A 16705-nucleotide genomic window follows, 5' to 3' on the forward strand; every position below is an offset into this window, starting at 1 on the left:
CTTCCGCCTGCGGCAGGCCACATTCAAGGAAAAACATGATCGCATCCTCCATCAAGGCCGAAGTCGTCAAGGCGAACGCCCGTGCTGCCAATGACACTGGTAGCCCAGAAGTGCAAGTGGCCCTGCTGACCGCTCGCATCAACGAACTGACTCCCCACTTCAAGACGCACGCCAAGGACCACCATGGTCGCCGTGGCCTGCTGCGCATGGTGAGCCGCCGTCGTAAGCTGCTGGACTACCTGAAGGCCAAGGACGCTGACCGTTACACCGCGCTGATCGCCAAGTTGGGTCTGCGCAAGTAATCTTCATTGCATGCCAAAACGCCTGGGTTAGTCCGCTAGCTCAGGCGTTTTTTACTTCGGAGCCGCAAAACAGAGCGAAGCTGTGTCATTCCAATGAAGTTGTTGTTACTGTCTGGCGCAGAACTTCCCTGGAATGGCATCGTGTTCTGAATTGCTCTCCAAGACAATCTGGTAGGGCACTACCAGCTATTAAAACAGGAGCTGAACATGAGCATTTTCAACAAAGTCACCAAGACCTTCCAATGGGGTGACAAGACCGTCATCATGGAAACCGGCGAAATCGCCCGCCAGGCCTCTGGCGCCGTGCTGGTGAATATTGACGACACCGTGGTGCTGGCCACTGTGGTCGCCTCCAAGTCCGCCAAGCCCGGCCAGGACTTCTTTCCCCTGACGGTGGACTACATCGAGAAGACGTATGCGGCCGGCAAGATCCCTGGCAGCTTCTTCAAGCGCGAAGCCAAGCCCAGCGAGCACGAAACCCTGACCAGCCGCCTGATCGACCGCCCGATCCGTCCGCTGTTCCCCGAAGGTTTCTTCAACGAAGTGCACGTGGTGATCCACACGGTGTCGCTGAACCCTGAAGTGGATGCCGACATCGCTGCGTTGATCGCTACCAGTGCTGCCCTGGCCATCTCTGGCATTCCGTTCAACGGCCCCATTGGTGCCGCACGCGTGGGTTATATCAACGGCGAGTACGTGCTCAACCCTGGCCAGACTGCGCGCAAGAACTCGCAGATGGATCTGGTGGTGGCGGGTACCGAAGCCGCAGTGCTGATGGTCGAATCCGAAGCCCAGCAGCTGTCCGAAGAAATCATGCTGGGTGCCGTGGTGTTCGGTCACGAGCAAGGCAATGTGGCCATCAACGCCATTCACGAACTGGTGCGCGACGCGGGCAAGCCCGTGTGGCAATGGGAAGCGCCTGCCAAGGACGAAGCCCTGATCGCCAAGGTGGTGGCACTGGCCGACGACAAGCTGCGCGCTGCCTACCAGATCCGCAACAAGCAAGCCCGCACGCAGGCATGCCGCGAAGCCTATGCAGCCGTGATGGCAGCGTTGAAGGCCGATGGTGTTGAGTTCGACGCCGTCAAGGTTGAAGGCATGCTGTTCGACATCGAAGCGGGCATCGTGCGCAGCCAGATCCTGGCTGGCGAGCCCCGCATCGACGGCCGCGATACGCGCACCGTGCGCCCCATCGAGATCCGCAACAGCGTGCTGCCCCGTGCTCACGGCTCGGCCCTGTTCACGCGTGGCGAAACCCAGGCGCTGGTTGTGACCACGCTGGGCACCGAGCGTGATGCACAGCGCATCGATGCGCTGGCTGGCGAGTACGAAGACCGCTTCATGATGCACTACAACATGCCTCCCTTCGCCACCGGCGAAGTGGGCCGCATGGGCTCGACCAAGCGCCGCGAAATCGGCCACGGCCGTCTGGCCAAGCGTGCGCTGGTCGCTGTGCTGCCGACCAAGGAAGAATTCCCCTACACCATGCGTGTCGTGTCGGAAATCACTGAGTCCAATGGTTCCTCGTCCATGGCTTCGGTTTGCGGCGGCTGCCTGTCGCTGATGGATGCCGGCGTGCCCATGAAGGCCCACGTGGCCGGTATTGCGATGGGGCTGATCAAGGACGCCAACCGTTTCGCCGTGCTGACCGACATCCTGGGCGATGAAGATCACCTGGGTGACATGGACTTCAAAGTGGCGGGTACCACGGGTGGTATCACGGCCCTGCAGATGGACATCAAGATCCAGGGCATCACCAAGGAAATCATGCAAGTGGCACTGGCCCAGGCCAAGGAAGCGCGCATGCACATCCTGGGCAAGATGCAGGAGGCCATGGGTGAAGCCAAGACCGAAGTGTCGAACTTCGCGCCCAAGCTGTACACCATGAAGATCAACCCCGAGAAGATCCGTGACGTGATCGGCAAGGGCGGCGCTGTGATCCGTGCGCTGACCGAAGAAACTGGCTGCCAGATCAACATCGAGGAAGACGGCACCATCACCATTGCCGCCACCGACGCTGCGAAGGCCGATGAAGCCAAGAAGCGCATCGAGCAGATCACGGCAGAAGTCGAGATCGGCAAGATCTACGAAGGCCCTGTGACCAAGATCCTCGACTTTGGCGCGCTGATCAATCTGCTGCCTGGCAAGGATGGTCTGCTGCACATCAGCCAGATCGCTCACGAGCGCGTCGAAAAGGTGTCTGACTACCTGACCGAAGGCCAGATCGTGAAGGTCAAGGTCATGGAAACCGACGAAAAGGGCCGTATCAAGCTGTCCATGAAGGTGTTGGCAGATCGTCCCGCCGGTGGCAGCGACCGTCCAGCGCCTGCAGAACGTGGCGATCGCGAACCCCGCCGCGATCACGGTCGTGATGGCGGCCGTCATCCCGCAGAGCAGCAACAGCAGCAGGCCCTGCCTGCAGATGGCGCGTCTGTTCAGGTGAATAGCTAAATTGTTGATCTGCTATTGATTTGGTAGCTGCTGGTGCATATAAATCATGCGCTAGCGGCCTAAATCATCTGAATCCATCTTCGGTAAACCCCGTTATGCATGCTGTTGAGATCACATCGTTTGGTGGGCCTGAGGTGCTGCGTCTGGGTGAGCGCCCCGCTCCTGTAGCGGGTGCGGGTGAGCTGCTGATCCGCGTGGCGGCCAGTGGCATCAACCGCCCTGACGTATTGCAGCGAATGGGCCACTATGCGCCACCCCCTGGCACCTCGGATCTTCCGGGGCTAGAGGTCGCGGGGGTGGTTGAGTCGGGCGATGCTTTGGCGATGGCAGAGGCGGGCATTCGTGTGGGGGACCGTGTTTGCGCCTTGGTGGCGGGTGGTGGTTATGCCCAGTGGTGTGTGGCGCCGGTGGTGCAATGCCTGCCGGTGCCTGACGGCTTCAGTGACGTAGAGGCCGCATCACTTCCGGAGACGTTCTTCACGGTGTGGAGCAATGTCTTTGACCGTGCGCGTTTGCAAGCCGGTGAAACGTTCCTGGTGCAAGGCGGTACGAGTGGCATTGGCGTGACGGCTATTCAGCTGGCACGTGCCTTCGGTGCTACCGTGATTGCCACCGCTGGGAGCGATGACAAGTGTGCAGCTTGCCTGGCGCTGGGCGCGCACCACGCCGTCAACTACAAGTCTCAGGACTTTGTGGCCGAGGCGAAACGAATCACCGAGGCGCGTGGTGTTGATGTGGTGCTCGATATGGTGGCAGGTGACTATGTCGCCCGCGAGGTCGAATGCCTGGCCGAGGACGGCCGGATCGTCATCATCGCCGTGCAAGGGGGGCTGCAGAGCGGTTTCAATGCCGGGTTGGTGCTGCGCAAGCGGCTCACCATCACAGGGTCCACGTTGCGTCCGCGTCCCGTGGCTTTCAAGGGGGCGATTGCACGGGCGCTGCGTGAGCGTGTCTGGCCCTTGCTGGCAGCGGGCAAGGTGCGTCCGGTCATCCACAGCACGTTTGCTGCTGCGGATGCGGCACAAGCCCATGCGCTGATGGAGTCCAACCAGCACGTTGGCAAGATTGTTTTGACGTGGTAATCATGAACAACAAGAAAAAACTCATCGCTGGCAACTGGAAGATGAATGGCAGCCTCGCTGCCAACGAAGCTTTGTTGAAGGCCTTGATTGCGGGTGCTGCAGATGTGGCTTGTGATGTGGCAGTCGCAGTGCCAGCGCCCTATCTGGCGCAGGTGCAGGCGTTGACGGCCGGCACTGCCATTGCGGTGGCAGCACAGGATGTGTCTTCGCACGAGACGGGTGCCTACACTGGTGAGGTATCGGTGGCCATGCTGAAGGATTTTGGTGTGCGCTATGCGCTGGTGGGGCACTCTGAGCGCCGCCAGTACCATGGTGAAACGGACGCGATTGTGGCGGAGAAGGCCCAGCGCGCGCTGGCGGCCGGTGTGACGCCGGTGGTCTGTGTGGGGGAAACACTGCAGGAGCGTGAAGCGGGACTGACCGAGGCGGTGGTCAAGCGGCAACTGGCAGCGGTAATTCATCTCAACGGTCATTGCATCAGCGAGATCGTGGTGGCTTACGAGCCTGTGTGGGCCATTGGCACGGGTCGCACTGCGTCGCCGGAGCAGGCGCAAGCCGTGCATGCCGTGCTGCGCACCCAGCTGGCAGCTGCGAGCGAGCATGCGGACCGCATCCGGTTGCTGTACGGCGGCAGCATGAATGCGGCCAATGCAGCCCAGTTGCTGGCGCAGCCCGATATCGACGGTGGCCTGGTCGGTGGTGCTTCGCTGAAGGCGCCCGACTTTCTACAAATCATTGCGGCCGCTCGTTGAGGCGGCTGCGAGTCAAACAATTCAATCAGGAGTGAACAGAGAATGAACGTGATCGTGAATGTGATTTTGGCGGTGCAGATGTTGGCGGCCCTGGCCATGATCGGCCTGATCTTGATTCAGCATGGCAAGGGAGCCGACATGGGGGCGGCTTTCGGTAGCGGCAGTTCGGGCAGCCTCTTTGGCGCCAGCGGCAGCGCCAACTTCCTGTCTCGTACCACGGCCGTGCTGGCTGCGGTGTTCTTTGTTTCTACGCTCGCGTTGGCCTACTTTGGCAACGCTCGTCCCGCCAGTTCGGGCAGCGTTCTGGAAACGCCCGCCGCTGCCGTGCCTGCCGGCGCACCTGCTTCTGAGGTGCCTGCAGCGCCTGCCGCTCCCGCTTCGGGCGCCGCGCAGATCCCGACCAAATAATTGAACTGAATTTCGGCCCGCAGGGCCGAAGCAGGGTTTTTCCGGAGTAGAATTCTGGATTGTCTGGAAAGCCAAAAGCCGCAAGGTTCCTCATGCCATCCAGATGCAAAAATCAGCCGTCGTGGTGAAATTGGTAGACACGCTATCTTGAGGGGGTAGTGGCGAAAGCTGTGCGAGTTCGAGTCTCGCCGACGGCACCAAAACAAAGGCCTGCCTGCATGACCCGGCTTGGGTCCTGACGGGCAAGGCCACAGCGGTGAGCACATCCTCAAGATGAACCTCGATCAGTACCTCCCCGTCCTTTTGTTCATCTTGGTCGGCATCGCCGTAGGCGTTGTCCCCCTTGTACTCGGCTACATACTGGGCCCCAACCGCCCGGATGCCGCAAAGAACTCCCCCTACGAATGTGGCTTTGAAGCCTTCGAGGATGCGCGCATGAAATTCGATGTGCGCTACTACCTCGTGGCCATTCTCTTCATTCTGTTCGACCTGGAAATCGCATTCCTTTTCCCGTGGGCGGTCACGCTGCACGAGGTGGGTGTGGCCGGTTTTGTGGCGGTCGTGATTTTCCTGGCCATTCTGGTCGTGGGTTTTGCCTACGAATGGAAAAAGGGTGCCCTGGATTGGGAATGAGCGGACTTCAACAAGGACAATGCAATGATTGAAGGCGTGATGAAGGAAGGCTTCATCACCACGAGTTACGACTCCGTGGTGAACTGGGCCAAGACCGGTTCTCTGTGGCCGATGACGTTTGGTCTGGCTTGCTGTGCTGTGGAGATGATGCACGCTGCGGCGGCCCGGTATGACATCGGTCGTTTTGGTGCGGAAGTGTTCCGTGCCAGCCCTCGTCAGTCCGACCTGATGATCGTGGCAGGCACGCTGTGCAACAAGATGGCCCCCGCACTGCGTAAGGTGTACGACCAGATGTCCGAGCCGCGCTGGGTCTTGTCGATGGGTTCCTGTGCCAATGGTGGTGGTTACTACCACTACAGCTATTCGGTGGTGCGCGGTTGTGACCGCATCGTGCCGGTGGATGTTTATGTGCCAGGTTGCCCTCCGACGGCAGAAGCTCTGATCTACGGGATCATCCAGCTGCAGCAGAAGATCCGCCGCACCAACACCATTGCTCGTGTCTGAAGGGTTGATGATGACAGCTGTTGCCATTCGGCCTGAGAAGCTTAAAGAGAATATCTCTGCGGCGCTGGGTGCCAAAGTGCGCCAGATTTCGGTCGCTCTCGATGAGGTCACCCTGGTGGTCACTGCTGCGGACTATCTGGATGCGATGCGCTTGCTGCGCGACTCGGAAGGTTGCCGTTTCGAGCAGCTGATCGATTTGTGCGGTGTGGACTATTCTGCGTATGGCGATGCAGCCCACGAGGGTGCACGCTACTGTGTGGTGTCGCACCTGTTGTCGGTCAGCCTCAACCAGCGAGTGCGCGTGAAGGTGTTCTGCCAAGACGATGATTTCCCGGTTGTTGCTTCGGTAGCTGAGTTGTGGAATGCAGCCAACTGGTACGAACGCGAAGCCTTCGATCTGTTTGGCATCGTGTTTGATGGTCATAACGACCTGCGCCGCATTCTCACGGACTACGGATTTATCGGGCACCCTTTCCGCAAGGATTTCCCCTTGTCTGGACATGTCGAAATGCGTTACGACGCCGAGCAGCGCCGTGTAGTGTATGAACCCGTGTCCATCGAGCCGCGGGAAATCACGCCCCGCATCATCCGCGAAGACAAGTACGGAGGCCTGCACTGAGTCGCCTCGCGCCTCATGTGATCCATCATGGCTGAAATCAAGAACTACTCCCTGAACTTTGGTCCGCAGCACCCTGCGGCGCACGGTGTGTTGCGCCTGGTGCTGGAGCTGGACGGCGAGGTTGTGCAACGCGCTGACCCGCATATTGGTCTGCTCCATCGCGCCACCGAGAAGCTGGCCGAGCACAAGACCTACATCCAGTCACTGCCCTACATGGACCGGCTGGACTACGTGTCGATGATGTGCAACGAGCACGCCTACTGCCTTGCCATCGAGAAGCTGCTGGGCCTGGAAGTGCCGGTGCGCGCGCAGTACATCCGCGTGATGTTCTCCGAGATCACGCGCTTGCTGAACCACCTCATGTGGTTGGGCTCGCACGGTAACGACTGCGGCAGCTCCACCATCCTGATCTACACCTTCCGCGAGCGGGAAGACCTGTTTGACATGTACGAGGCGGTTTCTGGCGCGCGCATGCATGCGGCCTATTTCCGTCCGGGCGGCGTCTACCGCGATCTGCCCGACAGCATGCCGCAGTACAAGGTCAGCAAGATCAAGAATGCCAAGGCGCTGGAGGCGTTGAACCAGAATCGTCAAGGGTCTCTGCTGGACTTCATCGATGATTTCACCCAGCGTTTCCCAGGCTGTGTGGACGAATACGAAACACTGCTCACCGACAACCGCATCTGGAAGCAGCGCACGGTAGGCATCGGCGTGGTGCCACCCGAGCGAGCCCTGAATCTGGGTATGACCGGCCCCATGCTCCGTGGCTCCGGTATCGCCTGGGACCTGCGCAAGACCCAGCCATACGACGTATACGACCGTGTGGATTTCGATGTGCCAGTGGGCAAGACCGGTGACTGCTACGACCGCTACCTGGTGCGTGTGCAGGAAATGCGCGAGTCCAATCGCATCATCAAGCAATGCGTGGACTGGCTCAAGGCCAACCCCGGTCCCGTGATCACGGACAACCACAAGGTGGCTGCGCCCGCGCGTGAATCCATGAAGTCGAACATGGAAGAGCTGATCCACCATTTCAAGCTCTTTACGGAAGGTTTCCACGTACCGGAAGGCGAGGCCTATGCGGCGGTGGAACATCCCAAGGGCGAATTCGGTATTTATCTGGTGAGTGATGGTGCCAACAAGCCTTACCGACTCAAGATCCGGGCGCCGGGTTTTGCGCATCTGGCGACGCTCGACGAAATGGCGCGTGGCCACATGATCGCGGACGCTGTCGCCATCATTGGCACCATGGATATCGTGTTCGGAGAGATTGACCGATGATTACCGAAGCGACCAAGGCGCGGTTTGCGCGCGAAGTGGCCAAGTACCCTGCGGACCAGAAGCAGTCTGCGGTGATGGCTTGCTTGTCCATCGTTCAGCAAGAGCAGGGCTATGTCAGCGCCGAGAGCGAGGCAGTGATCGCCGACTATCTGGGCATGGCGCAGATCGCCGTGCACGAAGTCACGACCTTCTACAACATGTACAACCAGCAACCGGTGGGCAAGTACAAGCTCAACGTGTGCACCAATCTGCCCTGCCAGTTGCGCGACGGGCAAAAGGCGCTGCATCACCTGGAAAAGAAGCTGGGTGTTTCGATGGGTGAGACCACATCTGACGGCCTGTTCACTCTGCAGCAATGCGAATGCCTGGGTGCTTGCGCTGATGCGCCTGTGATGCTGGTGAACGATCGCACGATGTGCAGCTTCATGGACAACGACAAGCTCGACCAGCTCGTTGACGGCCTGCGAGCCGCGGAGGGCCAGTGATGACCACGGCAGCACAAATACTCTCCCAGTTCCAAGCTACGGGTGTTCAGACCTGTTTCCACGACCGCCATATCAACCCCCAAATCTATGTGGGCCTGAATGGCAGCAATTGGAGTATCAAGGACTACGAGGCGCGTGGTGGCTATCAGGCGCTGCGTCGTATCCTGGGCAAGGATGGTGAAGAGGGCCTGACGCAGGATCAGGTCATTGCCACTGTCAAGGAGTCTGGCTTGCGTGGCCGGGGTGGTGCAGGCTTTCCGACGGGTCTCAAGTGGAGCTTCATGCCCCGCTCGTTCCCCGGCCAGAAGTATCTGGTGTGCAATTCCGATGAGGGTGAGCCTGGTACCTGCAAGGACCGTGACATCCTGCAGTTCAACCCGCACATCGTCATCGAAGGCATGATCATCGCAGCCTATGCGATGGGCATCTCGGTGGGCTACAACTACATCCATGGCGAGATCTTCCAGACCTACGAACGGTTTGAAGCCGCTCTGGAAGAAGCGCGGGCAGCAGGTTATCTTGGCGACAACATCCTGGGCAGCAGTTTCAGCTTTCAGCTGCACGCAGCCCACGGTTTTGGTGCCTACATTTGCGGTGAAGAAACTGCATTGCTCGAATCGCTGGAAGGCAAAAAGGGGCAACCCCGTTTCAAGCCACCGTTTCCGGCCAGCTTTGGCTTGTATGGCAAGCCCACCACCATCAACAACACGGAAACCTTTGCGGCTGTGCCTTGGATCATCCGCAATGGCGGTGCGGCTTATCTGGAGTGCGGCAAGCCTAACAACGGCGGCACCAAGATTTTCTCGGTATCTGGTGACGTCGAAAAGCCAGGAAACTATGAGGTGCCGTTGGGTACCCCATTTGCCAAGCTGCTGGAACTGGCCGGTGGCGTGCGCAAAGGCCGTCAACTCAAGGCGGTGATTCCTGGTGGTTCATCGGCCCCTGTCCTGCCTGCATCCGTCATCATGGAATGCACGATGGACTACGACTCCATCGCCAAGGCTGGCTCCATGCTGGGCTCTGGTGCCGTGATCGTCATGGACGATTCCCGGAGCATGGTTGAGAGCCTGTTACGCCTGTCGTATTTCTATTCGCATGAATCCTGCGGCCAGTGCACGCCTTGCCGTGAAGGCACGGGATGGATGTGGCGCGTGATCGATCGCATCCAGCATGGCCAGGGTCGTGAGGGTGACCTGGATCTGCTCAATTCGGTGGCGGACAACATCCAGGGCCGCACCATCTGTGCGCTGGGTGATGCTGCTGCCATGCCTGTGCGCGCCATGATCAAACACTTCCGTCCCGAGTTTGAGGCACTGATCCGGAACAAGGCTCCACAAGCCGCGACTTCCGTCTGATCGCGAGAAAACATATGGTTGAAATTGAACTGGACGGTCAGAAAGTGGAAGTCGCCGAGGGCTGCATGGTGATGCATGCGGCTGAAAAGGCTGGCACTTACATTCCGCATTTCTGCTACCACAAGAAGCTTTCGATCGCCGCCAACTGCCGCATGTGCCTGGTGGACGTGGAGAAGGCTCCCAAGCCCATGCCAGCCTGCGCCACGCCGGTCACGCAGGGCATGATCGTGCGTACCAAGAGCGACAAAGCCATCAAGGCGCAGCAGTCGGTCATGGAGTTTCTGCTCATCAACCACCCTCTGGACTGCCCCATCTGCGACCAGGGCGGCGAGTGCCAGTTGCAGGATCTGGCCGTGGGCTACGGTGGCTCCTCCTCGCGGTACGAGGAAGAAAAGCGCGTGGTGTTCCACAAGGACGTGGGCCCGCTGATCTCCATGGAGGAGATGAGCCGCTGCATCCACTGCACCCGTTGTGTGCGCTTCGGCCAGGAAGTGGCGGGCGTGATGGAACTCGGCATGATCCATCGTGGCGAGCATTCTGAAATCACCACGGTCACCGGCGACACGGTGGACTCTGAACTGTCGGGCAACATGATCGACATCTGCCCCGTGGGTGCATTGACCAGCAAGCCTTTCCGTTACAGCGCCCGCACCTGGGAACTGTCGCGCCGCCGCTCGGTGAGTCCACATGACTCCACCGGTGCCAACCTGATTGTTCAGGTCAAGAACCACAAGGTCATGCGCGTTGTCCCGTTTGAAAACGAGGCTGTTAACGAATGCTGGATTGCCGACCGCGACCGTTTCTCCTATGAAGCGCTCAACGGTGACGACCGCCTGACCCAGCCCATGCTCAAGCAGGGCGGGGTGTGGAAGGAAGTGGACTGGCAGACTGCGTTGGAATACGTGGCCAATGGCCTCAAGAACATCAAGAACGACCACGGCGCTGCCAGCATTGGTGCGCTGGTGAGTCCGCACAGTACGTTGGAAGAGCTGTATCTGGCCAGCGCCCTGGTGCGCGGTCTTGGTAGCGACAACATCGACTATCGTCTGCGCAACGCCGAGTTCGCTGCTCCCGAAGGTATTCGCTGGCTCGGTACGTCCATCGCTTCGTTGTCCACGCTCCAGCGCGTGCTGGTCGTGGGTTCCAACCTGCGCAAGGACCATCCGTTGTTTGCGCAGCGCATCCGTCAGGCGGCCCGCCATGGCTGCCAGATCAGTGCCATCGCTTCGGTATCTCATGACTGGGCCATGCCGGTGCAGACATTTGTGGCACAAGGTGCCGGCCAGTGGGTCGAGATGCTCGGAGGCATCGCTTCCGCCATCGCCCATGAAAAGGGCATTCCCGCTCCGCAAGGTGTCAGCGCGGCCAACGAGGCTGCCCAGGCCATCGCCCGCTCGCTGCTGGGCGGGGAGCGCAAGGCGGTGTTGCTGGGCAATGCGGCGGCGCACCACGCGCAAGCTACGCAGTTGCTGGCATGGGCCAACTGGATTGCAGAGAACACTGGTGCAACGGTGGGCTACCTGACAGAGGCCGCCAATACGGTGGGCGCGCAGTTTGCGGGCGCTCACCCTGTCAACGGTGGACTGAATGCGGCTCAAATGCTCTCCGGTGGTTTGAGGGCGGCGGTGCTGCTGAACACCGAGCCCGTCCATGATTCTGCGACGGGTGCTCAAGCTGCAACTGCTCTTGCTGGTGCAGAAATGGTGGTCACGTTGAGCCCCTTCAAGGCCAACATGGAGTTCAGTGACGTTTTGTTGCCAATTGCTCCGTTCACGGAAACCTCGGGCAGCTTTGTCAACGCCGAGGGACGCATACAGGGTTTCCACGCCGTGGTGCGCCCTCTGGGCGATACCCGTCCCGCTTGGAAGGTTCTGCGCGTGCTGGCCAACCTGTTGGGTGTGCCAGGCTTCGACTTTGAGACCTCCCAGGATGTTCTGGCCCGTGCGACGAACGCTGCTGCCGGTGCCGTTACGCAGGTGCCCGCCGCACAGTTGTCGAATGCAGTGAAGGCGTCGCCAGCCGCAACGGCTGCAGCGGGTGACCCGGTCGTGGCATCCATCTACCAACTGGACGGCTTGGTGCGCCGTTCTACGTCGCTGCAGCTCACTGCCGACGCACGCATGGCACGCGAAGGAGTGGCCGCATGATCGACGCGATCTACAACGCGGGCCTGAACCTGCTCTCCTTTGGGTGGTGGACCGGCATCGTCTGGCCAGTGCTCTGGATCCTGATCAAGATCGTCTGCATCTTGGCGCCGCTCATGGGTGCCGTGGCTTACCTCACGTTGTGGGAGCGCAAGCTGCTGGGCTTCATGCAAGTGCGCCACGGTCCCAACCGCGTGGGACCGATGGGGCTGCTGCAGCCCATTGCTGACGCACTGAAGCTGCTGACCAAGGAAATCATCCAGCCTACGGCAGCCAGCAAGGGCCTGTTTGTTCTCGGGCCCGTCATGGCCATCATGCCGGCCCTTGCTGCCTGGGTGGCCATTCCTTTCGGCCCCGATGTGGCCTTGGCGAATGTGAATGCTGGTCTGTTGTTGGTGATGGCCATCACTTCCATCGAAGTCTATGGCGTGATCATTGCAGGCTGGGCTTCCAACTCCAAGTACGCATTCTTGGGTGCACTGCGGGCCTCGGCACAGATGGTGAGCTACGAAATCGCGATGGGCTTTTGTTTCCTCGTCGTGATCATGGTGTCGGGCAGTATGAACCTGACGGAAATCGTGCTGGGTCAGGGGCGGGGCATGGCCGCAGACAAGGGCCTGACGTTCCTGTCTTGGAATTGGCTGCCCCTGCTGCCGATCTTCCTTGTGTACCTGATCTCTGGCGTGGCAGAAACCAACCGCCATCCCTTCGACGTGGTGGAAGGCGAGGCAGAAATCGTGGCCGGCCACATGGTCGAGTACTCCGGTATGGGCTTCGCGATCTTCTTCCTGGCCGAGTACGCCAGCATGTGGCTCGTGTCCATCCTGGCGGCTCTCATGTTCCTGGGCGGCTGGCTGTCTCCCATCGATAGCGCGGTGTTCAACTGGATTCCAGGCTGGATCTGGCTGGGTCTCAAGACCTTCCTTGTGGTATCCATGTTCATCTGGATCCGGGCCACCTTCCCGCGGTTCCGGTACGACCAGATCATGCGTCTGGGCTGGAAGATCTTCATTCCGGTCACGCTGGTGTACTTGTTGTTTGTTGGCGGGTGGTTGCTCTCGCCTTGGAATATCTGGAAATAAGCGGGGACACAAATGACTGCTGTTGCTGCTGCTGCACCTTTTTCGTTCAAGGATTTCTTCAAGAGCTTCATGCTCGTGGAGTTGCTCAAGGGGATGGCCCTGACTGGCCGCTACGCGTTCCGCCGCAAGGTGACCGTGCAGTTTCCCGAAGAGAAAACGCCTTTGTCGCCACGCTTCCGTGGTCTGCATGCACTGCGCCGTTATGACAACGGCGAGGAGCGTTGCATCGCTTGCAAGCTGTGCGAAGCCGTATGCCCTGCGATGGCCATCACCATCGAATCGGATGTGCGTGCAGATGGTTCGCGTCGCACCACGCGCTATGACATCGACCTGACCAAGTGCATCTTCTGCGGGTTCTGCGAAGAGAGCTGCCCGGTCGATTCGATTGTCGAGACACACATCTTTGAATACCACGGCGAAAAGCGTGGTGACCTGTATTTCACGAAGGACATGCTCTTGGCTGTGGGCGACCGGTACGAAGGTGAAATTGCGGCAGCCAAGGCTGCAGACGCCAAGTACCGCTGAGCGGTACGGGGTTCAGCCTCTTTGCCAGACTTTCTATAAAGACCCGATTCATGGACGCCAAGACTGGTTTCTTCTATCTCTTCTCGGTGGTGCTGCTGTTTGCAGCCTTCCGGGTGATCACTGCGCGCAACCCTGTGCATGCAGTGCTGTATCTCATCCTTGCGTTCTCGCAGGCGGCGGCTGTTTGGCTGTTGCTCAAGGCAGAGTTCCTGGCAATTGCGCTGGTGCTGGTGTACCTGGGCGCGGTCATGGTGCTCTTCCTGTTCGTGGTGATGATGCTGGACATTCATATCGATACCGTACGCAAGGGGTTCTGGAAGCATTTCCCTTTGGCGGCCCTCATTGGGGCGGTCATCGCCCTGGAAATGGCTGCCGTGTTGATGGGCGGATTCCGCGGCATGGAAGAGCCCAAGGCCGTCGCTGCCATGGTCGATGCCGCTGGTCATGTGGTCCCGTACTCCAACACCAAGGCGTTGGGCAAGCTGCTGTACACCCAGTATCTGTATCCCGTTGAGATCGCTGCAGTCATTTTGCTGGTGGCCATGGTGGCTGCCATCGCACTGACCCTGCGTCAGCGCAAGGACAGCAAGGCCATCAATCCTTCAATGCAGATCCGAGTGCGTGCGGCCGATCGTCTGGCAGTGGTCAAGGTGGTCGCCACCCAAAAGCCTGATGCTGAAGAGCCTGCGCAAGCTGCTGCCGAGGAGAAAAAAGCATGACATTGACTCTGGGCCACTTTTTGTCGCTGGGCGCCATGCTGTTTGCGCTCGCTGTGATCGGCATCTTCCTGAACCGCAAGAACCTGATCGTGCTGCTGATGGCGATCGAGCTCATGCTGCTGGCCGTGAACATGAACTTCGTGGCGTTCTCCCACTACCTGGGAGACATGCACGGCCAGGTGTTCGTGTTCTTTATCCTGACCGTGGCAGCCGCTGAATCGGCGATTGGCCTGGCCATCCTGGTGCTGCTGTTCCGCAACAAATCCAGTATCAACGCGGAAGACCTCAACACCCTCAAGGGTTGATGGGTCGCGAGTATTCCCAAGGTTCTCAAGAATGAGTCAAACCCTCTCTGCTTCAACCCTCCTGGCAGTGCCGTTGGCACCGCTGGCAGGCGCCTTACTGGCCGGCGTCTTCGGTACGACCTTCGGTGGTAACTGGATCGGTCGTCGCCTGAGCCATACCCTGACCATCCTCGGGGTGCTGGTTGCTTTCATCCTCTCGGCGATGACGCTCAAGAGCGTGGCACTCGATGGTGCCCGGTTCAATGAAACCCTGTACACCTGGATGGTGGTGGGTGGCTTGAAGATGGAAGTGGGCTTCCTGATCGACAGCCTCACGGCGATGATGATGGTGGTGGTGACCTTTGTGTCGCTGATGGTTCACATTTACACCATTGGCTACATGGAAGAAGACGAGGGCTACAACCGCTTCTTTGCCTACATTTCGCTGTTCACTTTCTCCATGCTCATGCTCGTCATGAGCAACAACCTGCTGCAGCTGTTCTTTGGTTGGGAGGCGGTGGGTCTGGTGTCCTACCTGCTCATCGGGTTCTGGTTCAACAAGCCTTCTGCCATCTTCGCCAACATGAAGGCGTTTCTGGTCAACCGCGTGGGCGACTTCGGCTTCATTCTGGGCATTGGCCTGATCGCAGCGTATACCGGCACCTTGAACTATGGCGAGATCTTCGCCAAGGCGGGTGAACTGGGCTCTCTGTCGTTCCCCGGCACCAGCTGGATGCTCGTCACGGTGATCTGCATCTGCCTGTTCATCGGCGCGATGGGCAAGTCAGCGCAGTTTCCCCTGCACGTCTGGCTGCCTGATTCGATGGAGGGTCCGACTCCCATCTCCGCGCTGATTCACGCTGCCACCATGGTGACCGCCGGTATCTTCATGGTGTCGCGCATGTCGCCTCTGTTCGAGCTGTCGGACACTGCGCTCAACTTCATCCTGGTGATCGGTGCCATCACAGCATTGTTCATGGGTTTCCTGGGCATCATCCAGAACGACATCAAGCGTGTGGTGGCGTACTCGACGCTCTCGCAGCTCGGCTACATGACAGTAGCGCTTGGCGCCTCGGCGTACTCGGTGGCTGTGTTCCACCTGATGACCCATGCGTTCTTCAAAGCCTTGTTATTCCTGGGCGCAGGCTCGGTCATCATGGGCATGCACCACAACCAGGACATCCGCTGGATGGGCGGTGTGCGCAAGTACATGCCCATCACCTGGATCACCTCGCTGCTGGGTTCGATGGCCCTGATCGGCACGCCGCTGTTCTCAGGTTTCTATTCCAAGGACAGCATCATTGAGGCGGTGCACTTCAGCGATCTGCCTGCAGCCGGTTTTGCACATTTCGCAGTGCTCGCGGGTGTGTTCATCACGGCGTTCTATTCCTTCCGCATGTACTTCCTGGTCTTCCATGGCAAGGAGCGTTACGACCAGAATCCGGATGCCCACCACGACGATCACCATGGCCACGGCCACGATGATCACCACGAACCGCACGAGTCTCCCTGGGTGGTGACGGTGCCTCTGGTGCTGTTGGCCATTCCTTCGGTGGTGGTGGGTTTCCTGTTCATCCAGCCCATGCTGTTTGGAGACTTCTTCAAGGACGTCATTTTTGTGGATGCGGCCAAGCATCCTTCCATGGCACACATGGCGGAGCATTTCCACAGCGCCTGGGCCATGGCATTGCACGGTCTGCAGACGGCGCCGTTCTGGCTCGCACTGGCAGGTGTGGCGCTGTCGTACTACATGTACATGGTCAATCCTGCGTTGCCCACGGCGATCAAGGCGCGCGTACAGCCCATCTACACATTGCTTGAAAACAAGTACTACCTCGACTGGATCAACGAGAACATTCTGGCCCGTGGTGCACGTGCGCTGGGCGTGGGTCTCTGGAAGGGCGGGGATCAGGCTGTGATCGATGGTGCCCTGGTCAACGGGTCCTGGAAGCTGGTGCGGTGGGTTGCCGGTGCTGTGCGTTGGGTGCAGTCGGGCTTCATCTACCACTATGCGCTGGTCATGATCCTGGGTGTTTTCGTGCTCATGACGTATTTCGTCTGGCTCAACAAGTAGGAGAA

At 59.4% G+C, this 16705-nt stretch carries 17 protein-coding genes and 1 tRNA gene; all 18 read left to right on the forward strand.

What is annotated here, in order from left to right; translation table 11 throughout:
• The first annotated feature begins 35 nt into the window (after positions 1-35).
• Positions 36-302, forward strand: a complete 267-nt coding sequence (gene rpsO, locus CLU87_RS04975) for a 30S ribosomal protein S15 (RefSeq protein ID WP_005793232.1) — start codon at positions 36-38, stop codon at positions 300-302.
• A 207-nt stretch (positions 303-509) separates the two neighbouring features.
• Complete coding sequence (gene pnp / locus CLU87_RS04980; RefSeq protein WP_099729735.1) at positions 510-2753, forward strand: polyribonucleotide nucleotidyltransferase; 2244 nt, start codon at positions 510-512, stop codon at positions 2751-2753.
• Between the two features lie 95 nt (positions 2754-2848).
• The gene (locus CLU87_RS04985; RefSeq protein ID WP_099729736.1) at positions 2849-3835 is read left to right on the forward strand and encodes an NAD(P)H-quinone oxidoreductase; all 987 of its coding nucleotides are present in this window, start codon (positions 2849-2851) and stop codon (positions 3833-3835) included.
• A gap of 2 nt (positions 3836-3837) precedes the next feature.
• Entirely contained in the window at positions 3838-4587 is a 750-nt protein-coding gene (gene tpiA, locus CLU87_RS04990) for a triose-phosphate isomerase (protein ID WP_099729737.1), read from the forward strand.
• 42 nt (positions 4588-4629) lie between these two features.
• Entirely contained in the window at positions 4630-4995 is a 366-nt protein-coding gene (gene secG, locus CLU87_RS04995) for a preprotein translocase subunit SecG (RefSeq protein ID WP_056061544.1), read from the forward strand.
• Between the two features lie 115 nt (positions 4996-5110).
• A tRNA-Leu gene (locus CLU87_RS05000) sits at positions 5111-5195 on the forward strand.
• A gap of 73 nt (positions 5196-5268) precedes the next feature.
• Complete coding sequence (locus CLU87_RS05005; RefSeq protein WP_056061547.1) at positions 5269-5628, forward strand: NADH-quinone oxidoreductase subunit A; 360 nt, start codon at positions 5269-5271, stop codon at positions 5626-5628.
• 24 nt (positions 5629-5652) lie between these two features.
• Complete coding sequence (locus CLU87_RS05010; RefSeq protein ID WP_007849129.1) at positions 5653-6132, forward strand: NADH-quinone oxidoreductase subunit B family protein; 480 nt, start codon at positions 5653-5655, stop codon at positions 6130-6132.
• A 10-nt stretch (positions 6133-6142) separates the two neighbouring features.
• Positions 6143-6751, forward strand: coding sequence for an NADH-quinone oxidoreductase subunit C (locus CLU87_RS05015; RefSeq protein ID WP_099732043.1), 609 nt, complete (start codon positions 6143-6145; stop codon positions 6749-6751).
• A gap of 27 nt (positions 6752-6778) precedes the next feature.
• Positions 6779-8032, forward strand: coding sequence for an NADH-quinone oxidoreductase subunit D (locus tag CLU87_RS05020; protein ID WP_056061550.1), 1254 nt, complete (start codon positions 6779-6781; stop codon positions 8030-8032).
• Positions 8029-8517 carry an NADH-quinone oxidoreductase subunit NuoE gene (gene nuoE, locus CLU87_RS05025; protein ID WP_056747677.1) on the forward strand — a complete coding sequence of 163 codons (489 nt, stop codon included), beginning with the start codon at positions 8029-8031 and terminating at the stop codon, positions 8515-8517. Before CLU87_RS05020 ends, nuoE begins: the two co-directional genes overlap by 4 nt.
• Complete coding sequence (gene nuoF / locus CLU87_RS05030) at positions 8517-9872, forward strand: NADH-quinone oxidoreductase subunit NuoF (protein ID WP_056061561.1); 1356 nt, start codon at positions 8517-8519, stop codon at positions 9870-9872. Before nuoE ends, nuoF begins: the two co-directional genes overlap by 1 nt.
• A 14-nt stretch (positions 9873-9886) precedes the next feature.
• Positions 9887-12019, forward strand: a complete 2133-nt coding sequence (nuoG, locus tag CLU87_RS05035) for an NADH-quinone oxidoreductase subunit NuoG (RefSeq protein WP_099729738.1) — start codon at positions 9887-9889, stop codon at positions 12017-12019.
• Positions 12016-13098, forward strand: coding sequence for an NADH-quinone oxidoreductase subunit NuoH (gene nuoH, locus CLU87_RS05040; protein ID WP_056061569.1), 1083 nt, complete (start codon positions 12016-12018; stop codon positions 13096-13098). The genes nuoG and nuoH overlap by 4 nt, the downstream gene beginning before the upstream one ends.
• Before the next feature lie 12 nt (positions 13099-13110).
• Positions 13111-13623 (forward strand): NADH-quinone oxidoreductase subunit NuoI, encoded by a 513-nt coding sequence (gene nuoI, locus CLU87_RS05045; RefSeq protein ID WP_010463942.1) that lies wholly within the window; start codon positions 13111-13113, stop codon positions 13621-13623.
• Positions 13624-13673: 50 nt separating this feature from the next.
• The gene (locus CLU87_RS05050; RefSeq protein WP_099729739.1) at positions 13674-14342 is read left to right on the forward strand and encodes an NADH-quinone oxidoreductase subunit J; all 669 of its coding nucleotides are present in this window, start codon (positions 13674-13676) and stop codon (positions 14340-14342) included.
• Positions 14339-14647 (forward strand): NADH-quinone oxidoreductase subunit NuoK, encoded by a 309-nt coding sequence (gene nuoK, locus CLU87_RS05055; RefSeq protein WP_005793248.1) that lies wholly within the window; start codon positions 14339-14341, stop codon positions 14645-14647. The genes CLU87_RS05050 and nuoK overlap by 4 nt, the downstream gene beginning before the upstream one ends.
• Positions 14648-14678: 31 nt before the next feature.
• Positions 14679-16700 carry an NADH-quinone oxidoreductase subunit L gene (nuoL, locus tag CLU87_RS05060; RefSeq protein ID WP_158236070.1) on the forward strand — a complete coding sequence of 674 codons (2022 nt, stop codon included), beginning with the start codon at positions 14679-14681 and terminating at the stop codon, positions 16698-16700.
• Positions 16701-16705: the final 5 nt, after the last annotated feature.

It is taken from the genome of Acidovorax sp. 59 (assembly GCF_002754175.1).
Taxonomy (GTDB): domain Bacteria; phylum Pseudomonadota; class Gammaproteobacteria; order Burkholderiales; family Burkholderiaceae_C; genus Acidovorax; species Acidovorax delafieldii.

Excerpts from the sequence above, each read along its gene's own strand:
- nuoL (WP_158236070.1), top strand. The coding sequence starts at position 14,679 with ATGAGTCAAACCCTCTCTGCTTCAACCCTCCTGGCAGTGCCGTTGGCA.
- nuoK (WP_005793248.1), top strand. The coding sequence starts at position 14,339 with ATGACATTGACTCTGGGCCACTTTTTGTCGCTGGGCGCCATGCTGTTT.
- nuoI (WP_010463942.1), top strand. The coding sequence starts at position 13,111 with ATGACTGCTGTTGCTGCTGCTGCACCTTTTTCGTTCAAGGATTTCTTC.
- CLU87_RS05050 (WP_099729739.1), top strand. The coding sequence starts at position 13,674 with ATGGACGCCAAGACTGGTTTCTTCTATCTCTTCTCGGTGGTGCTGCTG.
- CLU87_RS05010 (WP_007849129.1), top strand. The coding sequence starts at position 5,653 with ATGATTGAAGGCGTGATGAAGGAAGGCTTCATCACCACGAGTTACGAC.
- nuoG (WP_099729738.1), top strand. The coding sequence starts at position 9,887 with ATGGTTGAAATTGAACTGGACGGTCAGAAAGTGGAAGTCGCCGAGGGC.
- nuoE (WP_056747677.1), top strand. The coding sequence starts at position 8,029 with ATGATTACCGAAGCGACCAAGGCGCGGTTTGCGCGCGAAGTGGCCAAG.
- CLU87_RS05020 (WP_056061550.1), top strand. The coding sequence starts at position 6,779 with ATGGCTGAAATCAAGAACTACTCCCTGAACTTTGGTCCGCAGCACCCT.
- CLU87_RS05005 (WP_056061547.1), top strand. The coding sequence starts at position 5,269 with ATGAACCTCGATCAGTACCTCCCCGTCCTTTTGTTCATCTTGGTCGGC.
- nuoH (WP_056061569.1), top strand. The coding sequence starts at position 12,016 with ATGATCGACGCGATCTACAACGCGGGCCTGAACCTGCTCTCCTTTGGG.
- pnp (WP_099729735.1), top strand. The coding sequence starts at position 510 with ATGAGCATTTTCAACAAAGTCACCAAGACCTTCCAATGGGGTGACAAG.
- secG (WP_056061544.1), top strand. The coding sequence starts at position 4,630 with ATGAACGTGATCGTGAATGTGATTTTGGCGGTGCAGATGTTGGCGGCC.
- tpiA (WP_099729737.1), top strand. The coding sequence starts at position 3,838 with ATGAACAACAAGAAAAAACTCATCGCTGGCAACTGGAAGATGAATGGC.
- CLU87_RS04985 (WP_099729736.1), top strand. The coding sequence starts at position 2,849 with ATGCATGCTGTTGAGATCACATCGTTTGGTGGGCCTGAGGTGCTGCGT.
- rpsO (WP_005793232.1), top strand. The coding sequence starts at position 36 with ATGATCGCATCCTCCATCAAGGCCGAAGTCGTCAAGGCGAACGCCCGT.
- nuoF (WP_056061561.1), top strand. The coding sequence starts at position 8,517 with ATGACCACGGCAGCACAAATACTCTCCCAGTTCCAAGCTACGGGTGTT.
- CLU87_RS05015 (WP_099732043.1), top strand. The coding sequence starts at position 6,143 with ATGACAGCTGTTGCCATTCGGCCTGAGAAGCTTAAAGAGAATATCTCT.